23 protein-coding genes are annotated in these 23,355 nt (G+C 66.8%); 6 read left to right on the top strand and 17 right to left on the bottom strand.

Annotation, left to right across the window (positions count from 1 at the left end; translation table 11 throughout):
* Positions 1 to 6: 6 nt before the first annotated feature.
* Genes AQZ59_RS00680 through AQZ59_RS00655 form a run of 6 tightly spaced genes read left to right on the top strand, consistent with a single transcriptional unit; the run spans position 7 to position 3,960 of the window.
* The gene (locus AQZ59_RS00680) at positions 7 to 1,038 is read left to right on the top strand and encodes a metal ABC transporter substrate-binding protein (protein ID WP_082661056.1); all 1,032 of its coding nucleotides are present in this window, start codon (positions 7 to 9) and stop codon (positions 1,036 to 1,038) included.
* Positions 1,038 to 1,820: a metal ABC transporter ATP-binding protein gene (locus AQZ59_RS00675; protein WP_062612207.1), complete on the top strand. Its 783-nt coding sequence runs from the start codon at positions 1,038 to 1,040 to the stop codon at positions 1,818 to 1,820. The genes AQZ59_RS00680 and AQZ59_RS00675 overlap by 1 nt, the downstream gene beginning before the upstream one ends.
* A gap of 8 nt (positions 1,821 to 1,828) precedes the next feature.
* On the top strand, positions 1,829 to 2,743 hold the full coding sequence (locus AQZ59_RS00670) for a metal ABC transporter permease (protein WP_062612683.1): 915 nt from the start codon (positions 1,829 to 1,831) through the stop codon (positions 2,741 to 2,743).
* Between the two features lie 26 nt (positions 2,744 to 2,769).
* Positions 2,770 to 3,159, top strand: coding sequence for a Fur family transcriptional regulator (locus tag AQZ59_RS00665; protein ID WP_306467460.1), 390 nt, complete (start codon positions 2,770 to 2,772; stop codon positions 3,157 to 3,159).
* 40 nt (positions 3,160 to 3,199) lie between these two features.
* Entirely contained in the window at positions 3,200 to 3,709 is a 510-nt protein-coding gene (locus tag AQZ59_RS00660; RefSeq protein ID WP_160326854.1) for a DedA family protein, read from the top strand.
* A gap of 41 nt (positions 3,710 to 3,750) precedes the next feature.
* Positions 3,751 to 3,960, top strand: a complete 210-nt coding sequence (locus AQZ59_RS00655) for an RNA-binding S4 domain-containing protein (protein ID WP_062612202.1) — start codon at positions 3,751 to 3,753, stop codon at positions 3,958 to 3,960.
* Here AQZ59_RS00655 and dnaE read toward each other — a convergent pair whose 3' ends face one another.
* From dnaE to AQZ59_RS00570, 17 genes are all read right to left on the bottom strand, one after another.
* A complete protein-coding gene (gene dnaE / locus AQZ59_RS00650; protein WP_062612200.1) occupies positions 3,961 to 7,503 on the bottom strand; it encodes a DNA polymerase III subunit alpha in 3,543 nt (1,180 codons plus the stop codon). It lies immediately after the preceding gene.
* An 81-nt stretch (positions 7,504 to 7,584) separates the two neighbouring features.
* Positions 7,585 to 8,043 (bottom strand): GNAT family N-acetyltransferase, encoded by a 459-nt coding sequence (locus tag AQZ59_RS00645; protein ID WP_201783125.1) that lies wholly within the window; start codon positions 8,041 to 8,043, stop codon positions 7,585 to 7,587.
* The gene (locus AQZ59_RS00640; RefSeq protein WP_371258051.1) at positions 8,040 to 8,900 is read right to left on the bottom strand and encodes an RluA family pseudouridine synthase; all 861 of its coding nucleotides are present in this window, start codon (positions 8,898 to 8,900) and stop codon (positions 8,040 to 8,042) included. Before AQZ59_RS00640 ends, AQZ59_RS00645 begins: the two co-directional genes overlap by 4 nt.
* Before the next feature lie 59 nt (positions 8,901 to 8,959).
* Entirely contained in the window at positions 8,960 to 9,424 is a 465-nt protein-coding gene (lspA, locus tag AQZ59_RS00635; protein WP_062612195.1) for a signal peptidase II, read from the bottom strand.
* Positions 9,425 to 9,478: 54 nt separating this feature from the next.
* Positions 9,479 to 10,066, bottom strand: coding sequence for a DivIVA domain-containing protein (locus AQZ59_RS00630; protein ID WP_062612681.1), 588 nt, complete (start codon positions 10,064 to 10,066; stop codon positions 9,479 to 9,481).
* Positions 10,067 to 10,273: 207 nt separating this feature from the next.
* Positions 10,274 to 10,558 (bottom strand): YggT family protein, encoded by a 285-nt coding sequence (locus AQZ59_RS00625; protein ID WP_062612193.1) that lies wholly within the window; start codon positions 10,556 to 10,558, stop codon positions 10,274 to 10,276.
* Entirely contained in the window at positions 10,558 to 10,965 is a 408-nt protein-coding gene (locus AQZ59_RS00620) for a cell division protein SepF (protein ID WP_062612191.1), read from the bottom strand. Before AQZ59_RS00620 ends, AQZ59_RS00625 begins: the two co-directional genes overlap by 1 nt.
* A 36-nt stretch (positions 10,966 to 11,001) precedes the next feature.
* Positions 11,002 to 11,766 carry a purine nucleoside phosphorylase YfiH/LACC1 family protein gene (locus tag AQZ59_RS00615; protein WP_062612189.1) on the bottom strand — a complete coding sequence of 255 codons (765 nt, stop codon included), beginning with the start codon at positions 11,764 to 11,766 and terminating at the stop codon, positions 11,002 to 11,004.
* Between the two features lie 78 nt (positions 11,767 to 11,844).
* Positions 11,845 to 13,044, bottom strand: coding sequence for a cell division protein FtsZ (ftsZ, locus tag AQZ59_RS00610; RefSeq protein WP_062612188.1), 1,200 nt, complete (start codon positions 13,042 to 13,044; stop codon positions 11,845 to 11,847).
* 113 nt (positions 13,045 to 13,157) lie between these two features.
* Positions 13,158 to 14,276, bottom strand: coding sequence for a cell division protein FtsQ/DivIB (locus AQZ59_RS00605; RefSeq protein ID WP_062612186.1), 1,119 nt, complete (start codon positions 14,274 to 14,276; stop codon positions 13,158 to 13,160).
* Entirely contained in the window at positions 14,273 to 15,604 is a 1,332-nt protein-coding gene (gene murC, locus AQZ59_RS00600) for a UDP-N-acetylmuramate--L-alanine ligase (RefSeq protein ID WP_062612183.1), read from the bottom strand. Before murC ends, AQZ59_RS00605 begins: the two co-directional genes overlap by 4 nt.
* Positions 15,601 to 16,707, bottom strand: a complete 1,107-nt coding sequence (gene murG / locus AQZ59_RS00595) for an undecaprenyldiphospho-muramoylpentapeptide beta-N-acetylglucosaminyltransferase (RefSeq protein WP_152994703.1) — start codon at positions 16,705 to 16,707, stop codon at positions 15,601 to 15,603. Before murG ends, murC begins: the two co-directional genes overlap by 4 nt.
* Positions 16,707 to 17,936 carry an FtsW/RodA/SpoVE family cell cycle protein gene (locus AQZ59_RS00590; protein ID WP_062612179.1) on the bottom strand — a complete coding sequence of 410 codons (1,230 nt, stop codon included), beginning with the start codon at positions 17,934 to 17,936 and terminating at the stop codon, positions 16,707 to 16,709. Before AQZ59_RS00590 ends, murG begins: the two co-directional genes overlap by 1 nt.
* Complete coding sequence (gene murD, locus AQZ59_RS00585; protein ID WP_201783124.1) at positions 17,923 to 19,392, bottom strand: UDP-N-acetylmuramoyl-L-alanine--D-glutamate ligase; 1,470 nt, start codon at positions 19,390 to 19,392, stop codon at positions 17,923 to 17,925. The genes AQZ59_RS00590 and murD overlap by 14 nt, the downstream gene beginning before the upstream one ends.
* Positions 19,389 to 20,474, bottom strand: a complete 1,086-nt coding sequence (gene mraY / locus AQZ59_RS00580) for a phospho-N-acetylmuramoyl-pentapeptide-transferase (RefSeq protein ID WP_062612175.1) — start codon at positions 20,472 to 20,474, stop codon at positions 19,389 to 19,391. Before mraY ends, murD begins: the two co-directional genes overlap by 4 nt.
* Positions 20,475 to 21,869, bottom strand: coding sequence for a UDP-N-acetylmuramoyl-tripeptide--D-alanyl-D-alanine ligase (locus AQZ59_RS00575; protein WP_062612173.1), 1,395 nt, complete (start codon positions 21,867 to 21,869; stop codon positions 20,475 to 20,477). It abuts the gene before it with no gap.
* Entirely contained in the window at positions 21,866 to 23,353 is a 1,488-nt protein-coding gene (locus tag AQZ59_RS00570) for a UDP-N-acetylmuramoyl-L-alanyl-D-glutamate--2,6-diaminopimelate ligase (protein WP_070808025.1), read from the bottom strand. The genes AQZ59_RS00575 and AQZ59_RS00570 overlap by 4 nt, the downstream gene beginning before the upstream one ends.
* Positions 23,354 to 23,355: the final 2 nt, after the last annotated feature.

Below are 23,355 nucleotides of genomic sequence, written 5' to 3'. Positions count from 1 at the left end.
GTTCCCATGAAGATGTTAAAAACTGCTTCCGTGTTCTTCGCCAGCGCCCTCGCGCTGAGTGCCTGTTCCTCCGCGCCCGATGCCGGCAGCACCGATAGCGCCGACTCCTCGGCCCTCAAGGTCACCACCTCCTTCTACCCGCTGACCTACCTGGCCGAGCGCATCGGCGGCGAGCACGTAGCTGTCACCGACCTCACCCCGCCCGGGGCCGACGCCCACGGCGTCGAGCTGTCCCCCAAGGAGGTCTCCGAGCTGTCGGACGCCGACCTCGTGCTCTACATCGCCAAGCTCTCCCCCGCCATCGACGACGCGATCGATGCCTCCGACGTCTCGGCCGTCAACATCGGCGATTCGGTCAACCTCCTGCCCTTCGCCGAGCTCGGCACCGACCCGCACGAGGGCCACGATCACGACGCCGAGGCCGAAGATCACGATCACGACCATGACCACGACGCCGAGGCCGAAGATCACGATCACGACCATGACCAGGACCACGAGGACGGCGACGGCCACGACCACGGCACGCACGATCCGCACTTCTGGACCGATCCGGCCCGCATGATGCTCGCCGCGGACACGATCGCCCAGCAGCTCATCAACCTGGACGAGGCGAACAAGGCCACCTACGAGGCGAACGCCGAGGCCGTCAAGGCCGACCTGCAGGGCCTGTTGGACGAGCTCGAGGGGATCGACGCTACGCAGTGCCGCACGGATTCCTTCCTCGTGTCGCACAAGGCCTTCTCTTACCTCGCGCTTGAGGCCGGGCTCAACCAGATCGGCATCGCCGGTTTCGACCCGGAGATTGAGCCCTCGCCGGCCCGCATCCGCGAGATCCAGGAGCTCGTGACCGAGCACCAGATTGACACGGTCTTCGCCACCTCGGATGGCGAGACGAAGACCGCGAAGGCGATCGGCGACGACCTCAACCTCACGGCCGACGTCCTCGACCCGGCCGCCACCCAGCGTGACCCGAACATGGATTACCTCGACGTGATGAAGCACGACATCGAACTGCTGCGCACGTCCATGGGGTGCTAATGACGCCCGCAGTTACTGCGAGTGGCCTGCACGTCCAGCTCGGATCGGCCCACATCCTGTTAGGGATCGACTTCGAGCTGGCCCAGGGCCGCACCCTCGCCGTGCTTGGTGCGAATGGCTCCGGCAAGTCCACGCTTGTGCGTGTGCTTGTCGGGGCCATCCCCACGTCTGCGGGCACGATCACGCTGTTCGGCACGGACCTCACCGCGCGCCGCAAGGTGGACTGGGCCCGCATCGGATTTGCTCCCCAGCGCACGACGGCGACCTCCGGCGTTCCCGCTACCGCGCTCGAGACCGTCATGGGCGGCCTTGTGTACGGCAATCTCCTGCGCCCCCGGCGCGGCGGACGGGAAGCCGCGATGGCCGCGCTCGAAACAGTCGGGCTGGCCGATCGCGCGAACGAGTCTGTGCAGACCTTCTCCGGCGGCCAACAGCAGCGCATCCTCACCGCCCGCGCCCTCGTCCGCGACCCGGACCTGCTCATCCTCGACGAGCCCTTTGCCGGCGTCGACAGCTCTTCGCGCGAAACCATCCTCGCCACGCTCGCGGCTGAGAAGGCCAAGGGCAAGACGATCATCCTCGTCTTGCACGAGGTCCACGAATACCGCGAGCTGGTGGACGAGGCGCTCATCCTCGACGCCGGCCGTGTACTCGAGCACACCACCGACATCGCTGACCTCCACGGCTCTGGCCACCACGCCCTGCCCGGGCACGACCACGTCCACGAGCACGGCGACAACGCCCCGCACTACCGATCCCCCTGGCTTGGAGGCCCTCTGTGATTGTCGACATGCTCTCCTCCACCTTCATGCAGCGCGCCCTCATCGTCGCGGTCCTGGTGGGGCTCGCCGCCCCGGTGGTCGGCACCTACCTCGTCCAGCGACGCCTCACCCTACTCGGGGACGGGATCGGCCACGTGGCTCTCACCGGTGTGGCCCTCGGCTGGCTCGCGGCCAGCGCCGCCGGCGCCATCGACAAAGATGCCTGGGCCGTCCCCGGCGCGATCATCGCCTCGGTGGTCGGCGTCCTCCTCATCGAGTGGATGCGCACCCACGGCCACGCCTCGGGCGACGTCGCCCTCGCCATGCTTTTCTACGGCGGCATCGCCGGCGGCGTGCTCCTTATCGGCATCGCCGGGGGCACGACGTCAAACCTCAACGCCTACCTCTTCGGCTCCATCTCCACCGTCACCAGGACCGACACCTACCTCACGATCGGACTGACCATCGTCATCCTCGCCGTCGGGATCGGGTTGCGCCCCGCGCTCTTCGCGTTGTGCCACGACGAGGAGTTCGCTCGCGCGTCGGGCCTGCCCACCGGCCTGCTGTCGATCCTCATCTCCGTCACGGCGGCTCTCACCGTGGCCCTGGCCATGCGGATCGTGGGAGCGCTCCTCGTCTCGGCACTCATGGTGATCCCGGTGGCGATCGCCCAGACGCTCTCCCGCTCGTTCAAAACCACGATGCGGGCCGCTATGGCCATTGGGGTGGTCGTGGCAGTCGCCGGCCTCGTCATCACCTACGTCAAGCCCTGGTCCCCCGGCGCCACCATCGTCGTGCTCGCGGTGGGCCTGTACGCGATCGTCGTCGCGTTGCGCCCCCTCGTCATGCGGGCCCTCAAGCGCGATGTGCACCGCCACCCGCACCCCCACCACGCTCCCGACGTCAAGGTCAACGTTGACTGCGACACCGCGCCGCTACGCTAGGATAGAGGCGGAGGTTCCCCATGAGAATGACTAGGCAGCGCAACGCGATCGCCACCTTGCTGGAAGAGACGGAAGAATTCCTGCCCGCCCAGCGCATCCATGAGCTGTTGCTCGAACGCGGCGAGAAGGTGGGGCTGGCCACCGTCTACCGCAACCTTCAGGCACTCGCCGAGCAGGGAAGCGTGGACGTGTTACGCCAGGAAGGCACCGACGTCCAGCTCTTCCGCCACTGCAAGGACGACGGCCACCACCATCACCTCCTGTGCCGCAGCTGCGGGCGCACGGTTGAGCTTTTCATCCCCCAGCTCGAGGACCTAACCAAGGGTGTCGCTAAGGAACACGGCTTCACCGACATTTCGCATGACATCGAAATCTATGGCCTATGCGCTAATTGCGCGGAAGACGCTGCCAGCTAACACTTTCCTTTTTCCCTGAGTGTCGCGTAGTGTAGGCCTGGTGGGACTTATTGACGCGATCGCCGAATTCGTCCGGAGCGGGCCGGTGGCTTTCGTGTACCTCTTTTTCCTTTTCGGCGCGTTTTCCCGCTCGCAGGCGATCTACTGGCTCGGCCGCTACATGGGGTCCTTCATCACGAAGCGGGGCCGGCCGCACGGCGGCTGGCGCCTGCGGATGTACAACCGCGTCCACGCCGATTCCACCCAGAACGCGATCGCGGCACTTCGCCGGCGCGGGTGGCCGATGATCCCGTTCTCCTTCGTCACGGTAGGCCTCCAGACTCTCATCCAGCTCTCCGCCGGGGTCATCGCCATGCCCTGGCTGCGCTACTCCATTGCGAGCATCCCGGGCGCGATCGCCTGGGCCCTCATCTACACCACGATCGGCTGGGCCGTGTGGTCCGCCGCCTTCCGCGCGGCCACGGGCTCGCCCTGGGCCCTGCTCGCCCTCCTCGTCGCCGCCCTCGCCCTCGTGTGGCGGCGCACCCGCAACACGCCCACCGCGGCGTAGCCCTGGCCGGCTTCGGGCCGTGCCCGTGAGACAATAGAGTCATGGAAGAAATACCCGTACGCCTGCCGATTAAGCTCAGCCAGTTCCTCAAGCTCGCCAACCTTACCGAAACCGGCGGGCACGCCAGCGAACTCATCGCCGCCGGCGAGGTTGCAGTCAACGGACAGGTGGAGACCCGCCGCGCCCACAAGCTCGCCGCTGGCGACGTGGTCGAGGCCGGCGGCTACCGCGCCAAGGTGATCGAAGGCTAACTACACCACGCAGTCCCGCCCGAGTAGCACCTTGAGCTCCGTGTAGAGCGACGGCTCCGGGGAGACCCAGAAGTTGCTCGCAACCTCGGCCACCACGGTCTTGTTCGGCGCGGCACGCCACACGTGTAGACGCACCGGCGACTGGCCCGGATAGCGGGCAAGGATCTCCGCCAGCTGATCCATTTTCACCGCGCTACACGCCCGCTCGTCGATCTTGATGTCGATCGGGTGGTCCAGCTCGATTTCGCCCGCCGGCGGTAAGGTCATCGTCCTGGCAGACAGCTTGACCGGCCCCTCATCTTCGATCTGGGCCCGGGCCTCTACGATGACTACCGCGTCCGGGATCAGGATCGAAGACACCTGCTGATAGGTGGCCGGGAAGAAGTTGACGTCGATCGGGCCGGTGCGGTCCTCGATCGTGGCGATCGCCCACGCCTTGCCCGACTTCTTCGTGATCTTCGTTTGAACGGCGGATATGAGGCCCGCGATCGTCACCATCTGCCCGTCACGCACGTTGTCTGATTCGAGCAGGTCAACCACCGTGGTGTCCGCGGCGCGGTTGAGGAAGTTCTCCATGCCCGATAGCGGGTGGTCCGAGACATACAGGCCGAGCATCTCCCGCTCGAAGTTGAGCTTTTCGCGCTTGTCCCATTCGGGGATGTCAGGGATCGCCACGTCGAACCCGTCGCTACCGCCAACCCCCAGGTCTCCGAAGAGATCGAACTGGCCGGCCGCCTCGTTGCGCTTGACCGGGATGACCGCATCGATCGCCTCCTCCACGATCGCCACGAGCGCCCGGCGGCACTCCCCCAGCGAGTCAAAGCCACCCGCCTTGATCAGGCACTCGATCGAGCGCTTGTTGCAGGCCGACAGCGGGATCTTGTCCAGGAAGTCCTGGAACGAGGTGAAGGGCCCCTTCTCCTCGCGCGCCTTGATGATGCCGTCCACTACGTTCGCGCCCACGTTGCGTACGGCCCGCAGGCCCACGCGGATCTCATCGCCGACCGCCGTGTAGTCGGCCAGCGAACTGTTGACGTCCGGCACCTGCACCTTGATGCCCATGCGCCGGCATTCAGCGAGATACGTGGCCACCTTCGTCTTATCCGACATCTTCGAGGTGAGCAGGGCCGCCATGAATTCGGCCGGGAAATGGGACTTGAGGTAGGCCGTCTGGTAGGACACCAGCGCATAGGCCTCCGAATGCGACTTGTTGAAGGCGTAGGAGGAGAAGGGCAGCAGGATGTCCCACAGGGTGTCGATCGACTCCTGAGAGAACCCGTTGTCCCGCATACCTTGGGAGAAGCTGGCGAACTGCTGCTGGAGCACCTCGGCCTTCTTCTTGCCCATCGCCTTACGTAAAATATCTGCCTGGCCCAGCGTGAAGCCCGCCAGCTTCTGGGCGATACGCATCACCTGCTCCTGGAACACGATGAGGCCGTGGGTAACGCCCAGGATGTCTTCGAGGCCCTCCTCCAGCTCCGGGTGGATCGGCGTCTTTTCCTGCAGCCCGTTCTTGCGCAGGGCGTAGTTCGTGTGCGAGTTCGCGCCCATCGGGCCCGGGCGGTAGAGGGCGGAGACGGCCGAGATGTCGGCGAAGCTGTCCATCTTCATCTGGCGAAGCAGCGTGCGCATGCCGGCGCCATCGAGCTGGAAAATGCCGAGCGTGTCGCCGCGAGCCAGCAGCTCGTACGTCTTCGGATCATCCAGCGGGATCGCGTCAATATCCGGGGCATCCTTTCCGTTGACCCGGATGTTTGCCAGGGCCGCCTCGATCACCGTGAGGTTCGACAGGCCGAGGAAGTCCATCTTGATCAGGCCCAGTTCCTCGCACTCAGGGTATTCGAACTGGGTGAGGATCGCGCCGTCCTGCTGGCGCATCATGACCGGAATGACATCGGTCAGGGGCTTGGAGGACATGATGACGGCGCAGGCGTGCATGCCCGTCTGCCTAGTCATTCCCTCCAGGCCACAGGCCAGGTCATAGACCTTCTTGCAGTCCGGATCGTTGTCAATCAGTTCGCGGATCTCCCCCGCCTCCGCATACCGCGGGTGATCCTTGTTGAACAAGTCATTGACCGGGATGTCCTTGCCCATCACCGACGGCGGCATCGCCTTGGTGAGCCGATCGCCCATCTCGAACGGGTAGCCGAGCACGCGAGAGGCATCCTTGAGCGACTGCTTGGCCTTGATCGTGCCGAACGTGACCACCTGGGAGACCTTGTCCTTGCCGTACTTGTCCTCCACGTACTCGATCACCTCGTCCCGCCGGCTATCGTCGAAGTCGATATCGAGATCGGGCATGGAGATGCGCTCCGGGTTCAAGAACCTCTCAAAGAGCAGATCGTGCTTGATCGGATCGAGCTGGGTGATTTCGAGTGCGTAGGCCACCATCGATCCCGCACCCGATCCGCGCCCCGGGCCCACGCGGATCCCGTGCCGCCGCGCCCAGCGGATGTAATCCGAGACCACCAGGAAGTAGCCGGGGAAGTCCATCTGCAAGATGACGTCCATTTCGTAGTCCGCGCGCTTGCGCACGTCATCCGGGATGACATCCCCGTAGCGGCGGTGCAGCCCGTCATTGACCTCCCGCACGAACCACGACTTCTCATCTTCCCCGCTCGGCACCGGGAACTTGGGCATGTAGTTCACGCCGTCGGCCGTGGTGTCGAAGTGGACGTTGCAGCGCTCCACGATCTCCAGCGTGTTCTCGCACGCGCCCTCGAGGTGGCCGAAAGAATTCCACATGTCCTCCGAGCTACGGATGTAGTAGCCCGTACCCTCGAAGCGGAAGCGGTCCGGATCCATGAGCGTGGAGCCCGAGTTCAGGGCGAGCATCGCGTCCTGCACCGTGGACTGATCCTGGGTGACGTAGTGCGAATCGTTCGTGGCCAGTAGGGGCGCCCCGATCTGGCGCGCGATCGCCAGCAGATCGTCCTTAACCCGGCGTTCGATATCCAGGCCGTGGTCCATGAGCTCGAAGTAGAAGTTCTCCTTGCCGAAGATGTCCTGGAACTCGCCCGCAGCCTTCAGCGCCTCGTCAAACTGGCCCAGCCTCAGCCTGGTCTGGATCTCCCCCGACGGGCATCCCGCCGTGCCGATGAGCCCGTGATGGTATTTCTCCAGCAGCTCCCTATCGATGCGCGCAGCCTTGCCGAGCGTGCCCTCGATCGAGGCGAGGGACTGCATGCGGAACAGGTTGTGCATGCCCTCCGTGGTCTCCGCCAGCAGCGTCATGTGCGTGTAGGAGCCACGCGCCGACACGTCGTCCTTCCGCTGGGCTTCCGTGCCCCAAAATACGCGTGTCTTATCGTGGCGGGAGGTGCCCGGCGTCATGTAAGCCTCCAGCCCGATGATTGGCTTGATCCCCGCGCCGTTTGCCGCCTTGTACAGTTCGTAGGCGCCGTGCAGATTCCCGTGGTCGGTAATCGCCACGGCAGGCTGGCCAAGCGCCGCCACTTCCTTGACCAGGCGCCCGATCTTCGCCGCTCCATCGAGCAGCGAGTAATCGGTGTGGACGTGAAGGTGCGCGAAGTTCTTAGCCATGGGATTCAGTCTAGCGAGGGCCTCCGGCAAAGTTCTCGGAGCCCGATGTGATCCCACCTAACCGCACCGCCGCCCGCAATTCTACTGGGCCTCGGCGCGTCGCAGTGTGAGGACCATGTCCTGGTGCCAGATCCCCTCGTCCAGGTAGCGCTCCCGGTTCACGACGCCGTAGCCCAGGCTTGCGTAGAAACCCATCGCGCTCTCCTGGGCCGACAGCTCCACGCGAACGTCGTCACCCGCCACATCAAGCGCCAGCTCGTGCATCGCGTTCATCAGCGCACGGCCCACCCCGGTGCCGCGGGCCCAAGAATGGACCGCCACGCGGCCCACGTGCACGTGCCCGGCCTCGTCGATCAAGAGCCGGGCAGTGCCGGCGTCATGCCCGCCCACCTCAGCCAGGACGTGGCGGGTGGGCGGAGCGAAATCGAGCGCGTCGATCTCGTTGGCCGCCTCCACGTGCTGCTCGTCGACGAACACGGCCATCCGGATCGCGAAGCAGCGCTCGAGCTCCTCGCGGGTGGTCACCTGCCAGACCCTCACGGCAGGCCGTATCCCTCACGCACGGTCGTGAGCGCCCGGGCCAGATCCTCCGCGTACGGCGACTCGAACTCGATGTAATGCCCTGTGGTTGGATGCTCGAAGCCGAGCTTGACGGCGTGCAGCCACTGCCGTTCCAACCCGAGCCGCTCGGCCTGCACCGGATCCGCGCCGTACATGACATCGCCCAGGCACGGGTGCTTGATGGCGGACATGTGCACGCGGATCTGGTGCGTGCGCCCCGTCTCCAGGTGAACCTCCACGAGCGAGGCCCCGGGCATCGCCTCGATCACGTCGTAGTGCGTGATCGCATGCTTGCCGTCCGCGCGCACGCCCATCTTCCACTGATGGCGCATGTCGCGCCCGATCGGCGCCTCCACCGTGCCCGACATGGGATCGGGGTGGCCTTGGATGAGCGCGTGGTAAACCTTCGTGACCGTCCGCTCCCGGAACGCGTGCTTGAGCCCCGAATAGGCCCGCTCGGACTTGGCCACCACCATGGCCCCCGACGTGCCTACGTCCAGCCGGTGCACGATCCCCTGGCGCTCTTGTGGGCCCGACGTCGTCAGCCGCACCCCCGAGGCGAGCAGTGCGCCCAGCACGTTGGGCCCCTCGAAGTTCTGGGAGGCATGGGCGGCCACCCCCGCGGGCTTGTCCACTACGATGATGTCCTCGTCCTCGAAGATCACGCCCATGCCCGCCACCGGCGTCTCGCGCACGAGCGGCTCCTCAACCGGCAGTTCCACCTCGAGCACACTACCCGGGCCCACCTTGGTCGAGTTCTTAGGGCGGGCACCGTCGAGCAACACGTCCCCGCGCTCCACGAGCTCTGCGCACTTGGCCCGCGAGAGCCCGGTCATCGTGGCAAGGGTGGCATCGACGCGGCCGCCGGCCAGCCCGTCGGGAACGAGGTAGGTGTTCACTGGGTTTTCTCCGGGGTGCGTCCGAATTCGTAGGCGAGGAGGGCCACCACGCCCACCACCAGCGCGATGTCGGCCACGTTGCCCACGAAGTAGCCGTTGTAATCGATCATGTCCACCACGTGCCCGCTGGGGAATCCTGGCTCCCGGAAGAGCCGGTCGATCAAGTTGCCCACGGCGCCGCCCCAGACAAAGCCGAGGATGATCGCCGGCACCTGCGCCGAGCGCGCGATGACCACGGGCAGGCCCACGCTCACCACCGCGGCGATCGCCGTGATCACCCACGTCATCGAGTTGCCAAGCGAGAACGCGGCTCCTGAATTGAACACGAGGCGCAGCGACAGGAAGGAGCCGAGGAGCTCAATGCGTTCCCCGCCGCCGAGTGCGCCGAGTGCCCACTGCTTGACCAGCTGGTCGATCGCAATGGTGAGAAGGCCAAGAATAAAGGGAAGGGATTTCTTCATCTCACAAACAAGAAGAGGAGGACACAGCCGCGCCCTCCTCCCCCGAAAAACGAGTTACTGGTTACCCTGCATCTCAACGTTCTGCAGCAGCGACTCGAGGTAGCTGCGCAGGCGCGTGCGGTAGTCACGCTCGAACTCACGTAGCTCGGAGATCTTGCGCTCGAGCAGGGAGCGCTCCTCCTCCAGCTTGGTGAGCGTGCGGTTGTGGATGTCCTCCGCTTCGGTGATGATGCGGGTGCGCTCGGCGTTCGCCTCGGAGATGATGCGCTCCTCCTCGGCCTTGCCGTTAGCCACGTGCTCGTCGTGAAGACGCTGGGCCAGAGCGAGCATCGAGGTGGCGTCCGTGACCTCGTTCACCGGCTGGTCAACCTGGGCGAACTGGGCAGTGGAGGTGGCGTCCGACGGCGCGGCCTGATCGGACTGCGGGGTGGCAAGGCCAAGCTGGTTCTCGAGCTCCGTGATGCGAGCCTTCGCTGTCTGCAGCTGGGCCTCGAGCTCAGCCTTCTCCTTCGTCAGGGCCGCGATCGTTTCGGCGACCTCGTCGAGGAAGAAATCGACCTGATCCTTATCGAAGCCATCCTCGGCGCGCTGGGGTTCATTGAAGCGCATATTGACGACATCGTGCTCGGTTAGCTGAGCCATGTTCTTCACCTCGTGATCAATAAAGAATTGTTGCGGAGGGCATACCCGCGGTATAAACCCTCGTCTCGGCTTAGACTACTAGACCTGCGCCCCTTATACATAACGATTAATCGACTACCCGCGCGCCTCAACCGTTTAACACGTCACAGTTTTCGGCTCTAGCACCCGAGCGAAAGCCCACGTCCCACTCTCGCTACCGCGCGGATCCTAGAGCAGGTAGGCGAAGCGCTGGATCACCTGGACAGCAATGAACAGCACGATGAAGCCCAGGTCGAGGCTGACCCCGCCGAGGTTGAGCGGGGGAATGAACTTCGCCAGGAGCTTCAGCGGAGGGTCAGTCAGCTTGTAGATAAGGTTGGCGAGGACCACCAACGCTCCCGAGGGATACCAATCCCGCGAGAGAATCTGGACGAAATCCAGCACAACACGCCCGATGAGGACGAGGACGTAGAGCTGGCACGCCCAGAACAGGACTAGCCCAAAGATCGTCATCAGGAGAAGGCGCGCGGGGCTTCAGTGCCGTAGGAGTCGATCTTGACCGACTTCGGGGTCAGAAGGAAGACGTCCTCGGAGATGGAGTTGAAGGAGCCCTCGAGGCCGAAGGTGAGGCCGTAGGCGAAGTCCACGATGCGCTTGCGCTCGTCATCGGCGGCCTCGGACAGGTTGAGCACCACCGGCAGACCGTTGCGGAACTCGAGCGCGAAATCGGCGGCGTCGCGGAAGCTAGAGACCCACACAGTGACGATGCGCGCTACTTCGGGAGCCTGGGAGACCGGGCGGATCGGGCTCACGCTTTCGTAGTCCTCATCCTCCGGGTAGTCTTCGTACTCGTCGTAATCGACGTCGTCGTACTCGTCCTCCGGCATGGCCTTCGCTGCAATCTTGTCAAACAAACCCATGGGTGCACCTCTCTCGCATTGGCTGACTCTAAACTATTAGAGAAAACCGGGATTTCCGTGAGCGTCACGGGCGTGTCGCAAGATCTGAAGCACACCGGCGAAGCGGCCCGTCTGGGTTCCGGCGTGCGTGGCGCGGCGGTGTGAAAAATGGTCGGCGGATTCGTACGTGCACACGTCCGAGCGGTAAATCTGGCGTACACCGCACGCGCGCAGCTGGGCCTCCAGGCCCGCGGGGATGTCGAGCGAGGGTGTTCCCGACGACGTCGTGGCGAGACTTTCCGGCCACCTCCCACCGACCTCCTCGGCCAGTTCCTCCGAGACCTCGTAGCAGCGCCCGCAGATCGACGGGCCGAGGATTGCGATGACCTCCCCCTCGAGGTCGGCAACTGCGGACGGGCCGACGCCGAGGTCGAGCCCCGCGCGCCCCACGTGCACCACGGCGCCGCGTTGTCCGCTTTCCTCGACGAGGATGAGCGGCACGCAGTCGGCCACCATGACGGCGCCCACCTGCCCCTTGCCAAGGGCGATCGCGTCGGCCTCACCCACCTCGAGCCAGCCGAAGCGCAACCGCGCGTCGAGGGCGTCGACGATGCGGGACCCGTGGACCTGGTCCATCCAGGTGATCTCCTGGCCGATGTAATGGCCCAGTGCCAGGCGGTTGGCGTGGACATGAACCGGGTTGTCCCCCACGTGTATTCCCAAGTTGAGCGAGGCGTACTCGCCCGTCGACGACCCGCCGTGAACCGTGGTGAAACCGGCCCTCACGCCAGGCGGCAGCGGGCCCTCGAACCAGTCAATCATGGAAGAAGACACCCTCTCATTTTGCCAAAAAAACCCCGGCGCGCATTCGCGCGCCGGGGAATAGGTTGGAGGAAGAAGCTATTCGTCGCCGAACAGGAAGGGCGGGATGTCGAGGTCCGGGCGCTGGCGCTTCGGCTCCTCAACCACGGGCACCTCAAGCGGGGTGCCGCTGACCGCCGGGCGGTGGGCCGTCTGCACCGGCTCCTCCTGCTGGTAGGCCTGGCCCGGGGTGCGCTCCTCGGTGGCGGGCGGCACGGTCGGGACAGCCGGGGCGGACGTGGCGGCCTGCTGAACGGGAGCCGCCGGGGCGGCCGGGGTGTCGAGTAGCACGTCGTCGGCCTCGTCGAAACCAGCGGCGATCACGGTCACGCGCACGTCATCGCCCAGCGACTCGTCCACGATGATGCCGATGATGATGTTCGCGTTCGGGTCCACGGCCTCCTTGACCATCTGCGCCGCCTCGGACTGCTCGCGCAGGCCCAGGTCGGTAGAGGAGGTGAAGGCGAGGAGCACGCCGTGAGCGCCGTCGATACGGGCCTCCAGCAGTGGGGAGGAGATTGCGTTCTCGGTGGCGCGCAGCGCGCGGTCCGGGCCATTGGCGGTGCCGATGCCCATGATCGCGGTGCCGGCGTCCTTCATGATGGTCTTCACGTCCGCAAAATCGACGTTGACCACGCCCGGCATGGTGATGAGGTCGGAGATGCCCTTCACGCCGTTCTGGAGCACCTCGTCCGCCAGGCGGTAGGCCTCGATGATCGACAGGTCCTCCTCGGTCACCTCAAGCAGGCGATCGTTGGGGATGACGATCAGGGTGTCGACGGCGTCGCGAAGCTCTCGGATGCCGTCGTTAGCGTTGCGGGAGCGCTGGAGGCCCTCAAAGGAGAACGGGCGGGTGACCACGCCCACGGTGAGCGCGCCCTGCTCGCGGGCGGCACGCGCGATGACGGGAGCGGCGCCGGTGCCGGTTCCGCCGCCCTCGCCGGCGGTGACGAAGACCATATCCGCGCCCTCAAGGGTGGAGACGACGACGTCGAGGTTCTCCTCGGCAGCGCGCTTTCCCACCGTGGGGTCAGCGCCGGCACCCAGGCCGTTCGACACGTCGCGGCCGATATCAATCTTGGTTTCGGCCTCGGACTTGGCCAGGGACTGGCTGTCGGTGTTGACGGCGATGAAATCGACGCCGGCAAGGCCGTCCTGGATCATGCGATCGACAGCGTTGACGCCGCCTCCGCCGACCCCGACAACCTTGATGCTTGCAGAGTTGTTCAGAGCGTACATGTATCTTCCTTCCGAACTTCAAGTTCTACTTGAAGTTTTCTGTCTCCAACCTCGCGAAAAAGGTAGAGATCTCGGAAGGCAAATTCAATGACCTCGCCGGTGTGTTGCGAGATTCATCGGCTCACAGGCGCGTCCGGCACGGACACGTCGAAGAAGCTCGCCTGCTGGGAGAGCAGAACGGCCAGCACCTGGGCCTTGAACTCCCCGCGCTCGAGGCTACCCCAGTAGACCTGGCGCCCCTCGGTAAGGTTGAGCGTAACCAGGTTGCCCTTGGCCACCGACACCTCGGTCACCTGCGCGAGCACGGCCTGATCGAGCGCGCTCAAGACCTCGAGCCCGTCCGAGATGGCCTCGGCCGGGTCCAGCCCGTCGCTCGCCCCGATGCGCGGCAGTCCGGCCGCAACCTCGGGCGGCACCGTGAGCTTCGTCCCGTCCGCCGTCACGGCGCTACACGAATCCTTCGGGCCCAGGCATGCCACCGGCACCGACTCGGTGATCTCGATGCTCAGCGCGTGGCGGTAGTCCTTGGTCACCGTGGCCGAGGCGACCTCCGGGATGTCCCGGATATCTCCGGCGAGGGCCTCGGCGTCGAGAAGTACGAGGTTCTGACCGTCGTGTGCAGCCACGAGCTGTTCGAGCTGCGTTCGGTTGACGATCGAGGTTTCTGCGTATCCCGAGATCTGGTCTGTTGAGTACTGGTAGCGCAGGAGCGGGGAGGCGAGCACGATCCAGGCGAGCAGGGCGAGAAGGCCGACGACGCCTGCGCCGAGCCCAGCCCGCCGCAGGCGCACCCGCCGCGCCTCACGCTTGCGCTCCACGCGCCGGGCATCCAGCTCCCCCTCGTCCGCGCGCCTCGACGCCAGACGGCCGCGAAGCTCACCCCCGGCTGCCCGGGCCGACTGCATGAGGCGGCTGAACGCCCCGGGGCGCGCGAGCGCGCCGGGGTCCTCCGCACGGCCTCGCTCCCGCCGCATCTCCACGGGCTCGAGGTCTTCAGCCTCGGGATCCTCAGAGGCGGCGGAGTCCCCCGCCTCCGCGCTGTCCCAGTCGCCGCTCGCCCAATCCTCGGCCTCCCACTCGTCGGCGTCCCACTCGTCGTCGAGCGGCACCATCGGTGCCGTGGGGATGTAGTCCTCAGCGCTCGGACGCGGCCGGCGCAGCTCACCCCCGCCGTCACGATCGGTGGGACCGGTGAGCTTGCGCGGCTTCTTCGGTTGCCGGGGAGCCCTCATAGCGCCTCGAGTACGACGTCGGCTAGCTCGGTCACGTCGCCGGCGCCCATCGTGATGATGATGTCTCCAGGCGCCGACAGCTCGGCAATCCGGCGCGCGGCCTCAACGCGATCAGGCACCAGCTCCGCACCCGGCAGCTGGTCGGTGATGACATTCGACTCCGCGCCATCCTCCGGCACCTCGCGCGCGGCGTACACCGAGGTGAGGACCACCGAGTCCGCCAGCGCGAGCGCCTCGGCAAACTGCGTGGCGAAGATCTGCGTGCGCGAGTACAGGTGGGGCTGGAAGAGCACCCGCACGCCCGCGGCGCTCTGCTGGCGAGCAGTCTCGAGCGTGGCGCGCACCTCCGTGGGGTGGTGGGCGTAGTCATCGATGACGCGCCGGCTCGCGACCTCGCCGCGCAGCTCGAAGCGCCGCCCGGTGCCGTGGAAGGTAGCAAGGGCCGCGGCCATCTGCGCCGGATCCTCGCCCAGCTCGATGCCCACCAGCAACGCGCCGGTGGCGTTCAAAACGTTGTGCTGGCCCGGAACGGACAGCGCCAGGTCGATCGGCTTGCCGCGGAAGCTCACGCGTGCCCCATCGCCCGTGTCCTCGATCCGGGCGTGGTTCTCCAGCCCGTCCCCGCGCCCGTATGTCCACACGCGGATCCCCTCGGAGCGCGCACGCTCCCCCAGCTCAAGCGCGTCCTCACTGTCCGCACAGCACACGATCAGGCCGCCAAACTCGATCCGGCGGGCAAACTCCACGAAGGCCTCGAAGAAGGCCTCCTTCGAACCGTAGTGGTCGAGGTGGTCAGGCTCCACGTTCGTCACCAGCGCCACGCGCGGGCGGTAATTGAGGAAGGAGCCGTCCGATTCGTCAGCCTCCGCAATGAACATCTTGCCCGTGCCCAGGTGCGCGCCGGAAGCACCGCCGGCCAGGCGTCCCCCGATCGCGCGGGAGGGATCGCGCCCCAGGGATGCGAGAGCGACCGCGAGCATACCCGACGTCGTCGTCTTCCCGTGTGCCCCGGCCACCGCCACGAAGTCTTTGTCCGCCGCCGCGATGGCGAGGGCCTGGCTGCGGTGGATGATCTCCTGGCCGCGTTCGGTGGCAACCATCAGCTCGGGGTTGTCGGCCTTGATCGCGGTGGAGACCACCACGGTGGCAGCCGGATCCACGTGCGCCGCGTCATGGCCCACAAAAACCGTGGCGCCCGCAGCCTTCAACCGCTGCAAGTTCGCCGAATCCTGCCGGTCAGAACCGGTGACGGCCTCGCCGCGCTCGAGCAACAGCTCACCCACAACGCTCATGCCCGCGCCGCCCGCTCCAATGAGGTGGTACATCATCGCTCCTCCGCCAGGCGCATCGCGATACTGGCCAGGCGGCTGGCCGCGTTTAGCGGCGAGACACCCTTGGAGCGCTCGGCCATCGTCTCCAGCTGATCGCCCTCGAAGAGGGGAAGGATCGCGGAGCGCACCTTCTCGGCCGTCAGCGCCTTGTTTTCGATGAGAATCGCTCCCCCGGCGCTCACCACGTCGCGCGCGTTGAGCGCCTGCTCGCCATTGCCCACCGACAGCGGCACGAAAACGGCCGGGATGCCGAGCGCAGACAGCTCCGCCACCATGCCCGCCCCCGAACGGGAGACCGCCAGGTCCGCCACCGCGTAGGCGCTCTCCATGTCAGACAGGTAGTCGAGAACAACGTAGCCCGGGTCGGGCGCGGCCGCGCGGACGGCGTCGTCCTTGTCCTTGCCCGTGATGTGGAGGACCTGGACACCGGCGGCCCGGATGTCGGCGGCGGCCTGGGCGAACACCTCGTTCATGTGGAGGGCACCGGACGAACCGCCCGTGACCAGCATGATCGGCGACGCCGGGTCGAGCCCGAAGCGCGCGGCGGCCTCCTCACGCAGGCTCTTCCTCCCACCCGGGCGCGCCGAGAGCTGCTCGATCGCACGCTTGAGGGGAAGGCCCACGCTCACCGTGATGCCCTTCGCAGCGCGCAGCGGAGTGGAGGGGAAAGTGAGGGCCACCGTGGCCGCGAAGCGCGCTCCAAGCTTGTTCGCCATGCCCGGGCGGGCGTTGCCCTCATGCACAATCACCGGGATCTTGCGCTTGCGTGCCGCGAGGTAGACCGGGGTGGACACGTAGCCACCGAAACCAATGACCACCTCGGCGTCGTGGCGCTCAAGGATCTCCCCCGCCGCCGCGATCGCACCACGGAAAATCATGGGAAAGCGCACCACATCCAGGGAGGGCTTGCGCGGCAACGGCACCCGCGGGATGGTCTCTAGCCGAACGTCGGCCGCAGGAACCAGGGTGGTCTCAAGTCCGGCGGCGGTGCCCACCGCCACTACCTGCGTGCCCGGGTATTCCTCCGTAATGGCGTTGGCCGTGGCCAACAGAGGGTTGACGTGGCCGGCCGTTCCCCCTCCCGCAAGTATGATTGCCATTATCGATTGCTCCTCACTACGGTCCGGATTCGTTGCACAAGCCTACCGCGAACCCGCCAGCTCTCCCGAACCCCCGGCACGGCCAGTGCGGCGGACATGACACACCCCACCATCGCCAGCGTGGCGAGCATGGACGATCCGCCCATGGAGATGAAGGGCAGCGGCACGCCGAACACGGGAGCGAGGCCGGTGACCACGTACATGTTGGCCAGCGCCTGCCCGCACAGCCACAGCGCCGCACCCGCGGTCATGAGCTGGGCGTACCTGTTGGGGTGCTTGCGGCAGATCTCCACCAGGCTCCAGCCAAGCGCGAGGAAGAGGACGATGACGGTCACCGTGCCGAGCAGGCCAAGCTCCTCGCCGATGACCGCGAAGATGAAGTCGGTGTGGGCCTCGGACAGGTCGCGCCACTTCTCCTTGCCCGCGCCGATCCCGGCGCCCGTCAGCCCGCCCGTGCCGAAGGCGAACTGGGCGAAGTCGGACTGCTTGGGCAGGTGGGTGTCGGGCAGGGTAAACAGGTCAGAGACGAACTCGCCGATGCGGCGCAGACGCGAGGGGTTGGCCGCCACCATGGCACCCACGCCCAAGCCGCCGAAGAACGCCACGATCCCCAAATGCTTGAGCCGCAGGCCCGCGAGGAAGAACAGGCCGCCGGCGATGAGAATATAGATGAGGCCCGTTCCCACGTCTCCGCCAGCGAGCACCAGGCCCACCGCCACGAGGAAGCCGAGGGCTGGGATCCACAGCGTGCGCAGATCCTCGACTTCCTTCAGCTGAAGGCGGGCGAGCATGTGGGCGAGCCACAAAACGAGCGCGAGCTTGATGAACTCCGAGGGCTGGACCGTGATCGGGCCGAGCGAAAGCCAGTTGTTATTACCGGCCACGCCCCCACCCTGGGCGAGCACGCCAATCTGGAGCAGGCAACCGATGGCAAGGAAGAGGTGCACGAAGCGCCTGGTCACCTGGTACGGGATGAGCGCCATGACGATGAGGCCCACGATCCCGATGAGGGTGGTGAGCGCCTGGCGGGTCGCCACAGAAAATAGCGTGAGGTCCGGGTTGGCGTCCACCGCCCGGATCGAGCTAGGGGCCGTGGCCGAATACACCATGACCACGCCAAAGATCGTGAGGAGGAACGTGGAAGCGACGACCACCACGAGCGCCCGCTGAATGTCATCGCGGCGGGTGAGCTCGCGCTCCGAGAGCGCCGGACTATCAATGCTCGTCATCGTCACCGCCCAGCCTCGCCGCCGCCGCAGCGAACTTCTCCCCGCGCTCGGCGTAGGAGGCGAACTGATCCTGGGAGGCGCAGGCCGGCGCCAAAATGACCGTGTCGCCCGGCTGGGCAAGGTCGGTGGCCGCCCCGACCGCGTCATCCATCGGCGCGTCAGCATCCTCGGCCACGTAGTGGACCGGTACCTCGAGGCCGGTAAGCGCCGAGCGCCACGGCTCCTGATCACGCCCGATCACGACGACGGCGCGCAGGTTCGCGGCCACCTTCGCCACGAGCGCCTCGAAGCGGGCACCCTTGGCCAGCCCGCCCACGATCCACACGGCGTTCTCGAGCGCGCGCAGGGAGGCCTCGGCGGCATGGGCGTTGGTGGCCTTCGAGTCATCGACGTAGCGCACGCCGCCCACGTGGGCCACGGTCTCGATGCGGTGGTGGCCGCCCGTGAACTCTCGTAGCCCCTGGCGCACCGCCTCCGGCTCCACCCCGACCGCGCGCGCGAGTGCCGCGGCGGCCAGTGCGTCCTTGGCGATGTGCACGGGCAACGCCGTGCCCTCGGGGGCGAGGTGAGCGATGTCGGCAACATCGAAAAGCACCTCGGCGTGCGTGTGGCGGCGGGGAATGAAGGCGCGGTCCACGGCGTGCTCGTCCACGAAACCCAGCTGGCCCACGGACGGCACTCCCATCGACAGCCCGATCGCACGGGCTCCCTCCACTACATCGGCGCCATCCACCATCGCCTGCACCGTCTCATCCCCCACCGGGTAGAGGCACGCCGCGTGCGTGTTGGTGTAAATCCGGGCCTTCGCATCCCGGTAGTCGGCGAAAGTGCCGTGCCACTCGAGGTGGTCGTCGGCGATGTTGAGGCACACGGCCGCGGCCGGCTCCATTGAGTAGGAGGCGGCCAGCTGGAAGGAGGACAGCTCGAAGGCGAAGACCTCCGGCGCGTCCTCACTCGTCTCGCTCACGGCCGTCACGGCCGGGGTGCCGACGTTTCCGACGGCGAGCGCCCGGCGCCCGCCCGCTCGGAGGATTGCCTCGGTCATGGTCACGGTGGTCGTCTTGCCGTTTGTGCCGGTGATGCAGAGCCAAGGCGCGAAGACGCCGTCGTGCGCGGCACGCAGGTGCCAGGCAAGCTCGATCTCGGACCACACGGGCACGCCGGCTGCGCGTAGCGCCTGCCACTCGGGGCCGACCTGCCGGAAGCCCGGGGCGATAATCACTAGGTCCGGGCCCCAGGAGAGCAGCGCCTCAAGCAGGGCGGCCGGATCCGCCTCCGAGCCACCGTCCAGGTGGGCGTAGGGTTCGCGGGCCGACGGATTCGCGTCCCACGCCGACAGCACGGCCTGCGTGTGCCGCGCGAGCGCGTCAAGGGAGGCCCGGCCGGAAATCCCCAGGCCGAGCACCGCCACGCGCATGGAGGAAAACTGCGCCGCGCCGGGAATCGAACGCGTCATTGCCGCGCCAACCATTCTGCGTAGAACAGGCCAATACCGGCGGCCGCCATGAGAGCCTGGATGAGCCAGAAGCGCACCACGATCGTCACTTCCTTCCAGCCCTTGAGCTCGAAGTGGTGGTGCAGCGGCGCCATCCGGAACACGCGCTTGCCCGTGGCCTTAAACACACCGATCTGGATGACGTCCGACATGACGATGATGACGAACAGGCCGCCCAGCATGACGCCGAGGATCTCGGTGCGGGTGAGGATGGTGAGCCCGGCGAACGCGCCGCCGAGCGCGAGCGAACCGGTGTCCCCCATGAAGATCGCGGCCGGGGAGGTGTTGTGCCACAGGAAGCCCAGGCACGCGCCCACAATCGCGGCGGCCACGATCGCCAGGTCGCGCGGGTCGCGCACGTCGTAGCAGCCCGGGGCGGGGTTCACCACTGACGAGCACGTCTGGTAGGACTGCCAGATCGTGACGAAGGCGTACCCGGCGAACGCGATCGCGGATGCGCCAGAGGCAAGGCCGTCCAGGCCGTCGGTGAGGTTGACCGCGTTCGACCAGGCCGTGATGAGGAAGTTGGCCCAGATGATAAAGAGGATCAGACCCACCACGATCCCGAAGTGGGCAAGATTAATGTTCGTGTCGCGCACGAAAGAGATCCGGGTGCTTCCGGGCGTGCGGTTGTAATCGTTGCGGAACTGCAACACTGCCGCGGCGAACGAAATGCCCACCACCGCCTGCCCGATGATCTTCGCGATCGGGGTCAGGCCGAGCGAGCGTTCGTTGCGGATCTTGGCAAAATCGTCGAAGAAGCCAATGAGGCCCATGCCCACCATGAGGCCGAGCAGCAAGACGCCCGAGGCGTTCGGGCCGCGCCCGGTGGCGATGTTCGCCATCGTGTAGCCAACGATTGTGGCGAAGATGATGACGATGCCGCCCATCGTGGGCGTACCACGCTTAACGAGGTGCGTGGTCGGTCCGTCCTCGCGGATGAACTGGCCATAGGAGCGTTTCCGCAAGAAACGCACAAGCACCGGCGTGCCGAGCAGCGCCACGAGCAGCGATGCCGCCACCGAGATGAGAATTGCGAGCATTTAGTCCTCTCTCACCAGCGCGTCAGCCACGCGCCACACGCCCGAACCGTTCGAACCTTTTAGCAAGACTACGTCACCTTTGGCCATGATCGTGGTAGCCACGTCGAGCGCTGTTTCAGATGAGGCGGTCTGTGTGGCGAGCCCGGCCGCGGCCGCGGCGTGCGTCAGGGGCCGTGTTTCTTCGCCGACGCCGATCACGACGTCGACCCCGCGGGCGGCGGCATAGTGCCCGATCGCCTCGTGCTCGGCATCCGCGTCCGCACCGAGCTCGAGCATGGCGCCAAGGATTGCGACCTTGCGCCGGCCCTCCCCAAGCCGCTCGAGGGCGTCGAGCCCGGCCCGCATGGAATCGGGGTTGGCATTGTACGAATCGTCGATGATGAGGATGCCGCCGCGCTCGGAGACAGACATGCGGTGCGGGCTAGCCGCGCCCGTCTCGCTCAGCACGCGCGCGACCTCCTCCACGCCAATCCCGTAGTAGTCGGCCACGGTTGCGGCGGCCAGTGCGTTGGACACGTGGTGCTCGCCCACGAGCGCCAACGTCACCGGCGCACGGCCGGTGGAGGTGACGAGCACGAAGGTGGCCCGACCGGCGTCGTTAACGCTCACGTCCTCGGCATGAACGCCGGGAAGGGCCGGGTCGCCGAAGAAGAGCAGGTCGCGATCGGTGAGCTTGGCCATGGCCCGCACTCGCTCGTCAAGGGCATTGAGGATGACGGTGCCGCCCTCGCGCACGCCTGTCACCATCTCCGACTTGGCCTTGGCCACGTTCTCGATCCCACCGAAGTGGCCCAGGTGCGCGCGGGCCACGATGAGGACCACGCCCACGTCGGGCGGCGCGATCGAGGTCAGGTAGTCGATGTTGCCCATGTGGTCGGCGCCCATCTCGAGGACGAGGGTGGCGGTATCAGCGCCGGCGCGCAGGACGGTGAGCGGCAGGCCGAGCTCGTTATTGAAGGAGCCGGGCGGGGCGATGATCGGCCCGCGGATCGCCAGCAACGCGGCGAGTAGGTCTTTCGTGGTGGTCTTGCCCACCGAGCCGGTCACAGCCACCACCTGCAGGCGCGGGTTCGCCTCGCGCGCCCGACGCAGGCTTTCGCGGGCCAGGCGGCCGAGGGCCGCGAGCACGTCGTCGACCACGATGAGGCGATTGGCCGGCGCCCCGGAGGCGAGGGCCACCTCGCGGCCGGCGGTCATGACGGCGCTGGCCCCGGCCTCAATGGCCTGGCCCGCCAGCGTGGAGCCGTCCACACGCTCGCCTGCGATCGCCACGAAAAGCTCCCCGCCGCGGATCTGACGCGTGTCGGAGACAACCGCCACCACCTCGCCGGTGGCCGGCGCCTCGATGCGGCCACCGGCGTCCGCCGCCGCCTGTTCGATCGAGATCGGAATCATTCGCCCTCCCTGAGCCTCAGCGCCGTGCGTGCCACCACGCGGTCATCGATGTCGATGGCGCGGCCCGCGACGTCCTGAACCGCCTCGTGCCCGCGCCCTGCAATAAGGATAGTGTCATCCTCCCCCGCGCCCATGATCGCCGAGGTGATGGCCCGCTCACGGTCGCCGATCTCGGCGTAGTCAAAGCCCGCCGGAATCCCCTCGATCATCTCAGCCCGGATTCGAGCCGGGTCCTCGGTGTGCGGGTCGTCGTCGGTGATAATCAGGTAGTCGGCGTGCTCGGCCACGGCAGCAGCCATCATCGGGCGCTTGCCCCGATCCCGATCACCCGCCGATCCCGTCACGACGACGAGGCGCCCGCCACGCGCGGCGCGCAGCGACGTCATCGCCTTGACCAGGGCGTCGGTGTTGTGCGCGAAGTCCACCACGGTGTAGGGACGCTCCCCCACCAGCTCCATGCGACCCGGGATCGCCGGGCTGATCCCGCGCTCGCCGAGGGCTGCCGCCAGTTCCTGCGGGGCCACCCCCGATTCCATCACCATGACGGCGGCCAGCGCGGCGTTGGCCACGTTAAAGTCGCCAGGCAAGCGGGTGAGCGTCTCCAAGCTTCCGAGCGGGCCGGTCAGGCTGATCGTCTGCACGCCCGTCTCGAACGCCGAGGTGCCCTGCCAGTCGGCGTCGTTACCCCGAACGGAGAGGGAGACAACCGCGCCCGGCCTGCGCCCCGATACCTCGCGAAAGAGCCGGCGCCCCCACTCGTCGTCGACCATGATGACGCCGCGCGTCGAGTGCTCCTCGTCGAAGAGCAGCGCCTTGGCCTGGAAGTACTCCTCGAAAGTCTTGTGGTAGTCGAGGTGGTCCTGGGTGAGGTTCGTAAAGCCCGCCACGTCGAAGCGGATGGGGTTCGTGCGGCCCTGGGCGAGGGCGTGGGAGGAGGTCTCCATGACGAGGTCGGTGCCCCCACGGGCCACGAGGTCGGCCAGCATGCGTTGGAGGTCCACCGGCTGGGGCGTGGTCAGCTGCGCCGGCATCGCCTCCCCCGCGATCCGCACCTCGACCGTGCCGATGAGGCCGGTGGTGCGGCCCAGGCGGGCGAGCGCGTCCTCGATCATGTAGGCCGTGGAGGTCTTGCCGTTCGTGCCGGTCACGGCGAAGGTGGTGAGCCGCTCGTCCGGGCGGCCGAAGCAGAAGGAGGCCACGAGCCCGGCCACGCGCGCCGGGTCGGCCACAACGAGCACGGGCACACCGACGTCGCCCGCAATCTCCGCGCCCTCGGCGTCGGTGAGCACCGCGGCGGCACCCGCATCGACAGCGGCGCGCGCAAAGCGGGCGGCGTGCACAGTGGCGCCACGGACTGCCACGAAGAGGTCACCCGGGCGGACCTGACGGTTGTCGGCGCACACCCCCGTGACCGATCCGACCGCGGGGGCGATGTGCAAAAGCTCGGCGAGGTCGGCGAGCTCAGTGAGCGATGGAGGCATCATTT

Origin of the sequence: Trueperella bernardiae, assembly GCF_001469025.1 — a bacterium.
Classification (GTDB): Bacteria; Actinomycetota; Actinomycetes; order Actinomycetales; family Actinomycetaceae; genus Trueperella; species Trueperella bernardiae.
This window is presented reverse-complemented; position numbering and strand designations above follow the sequence as displayed.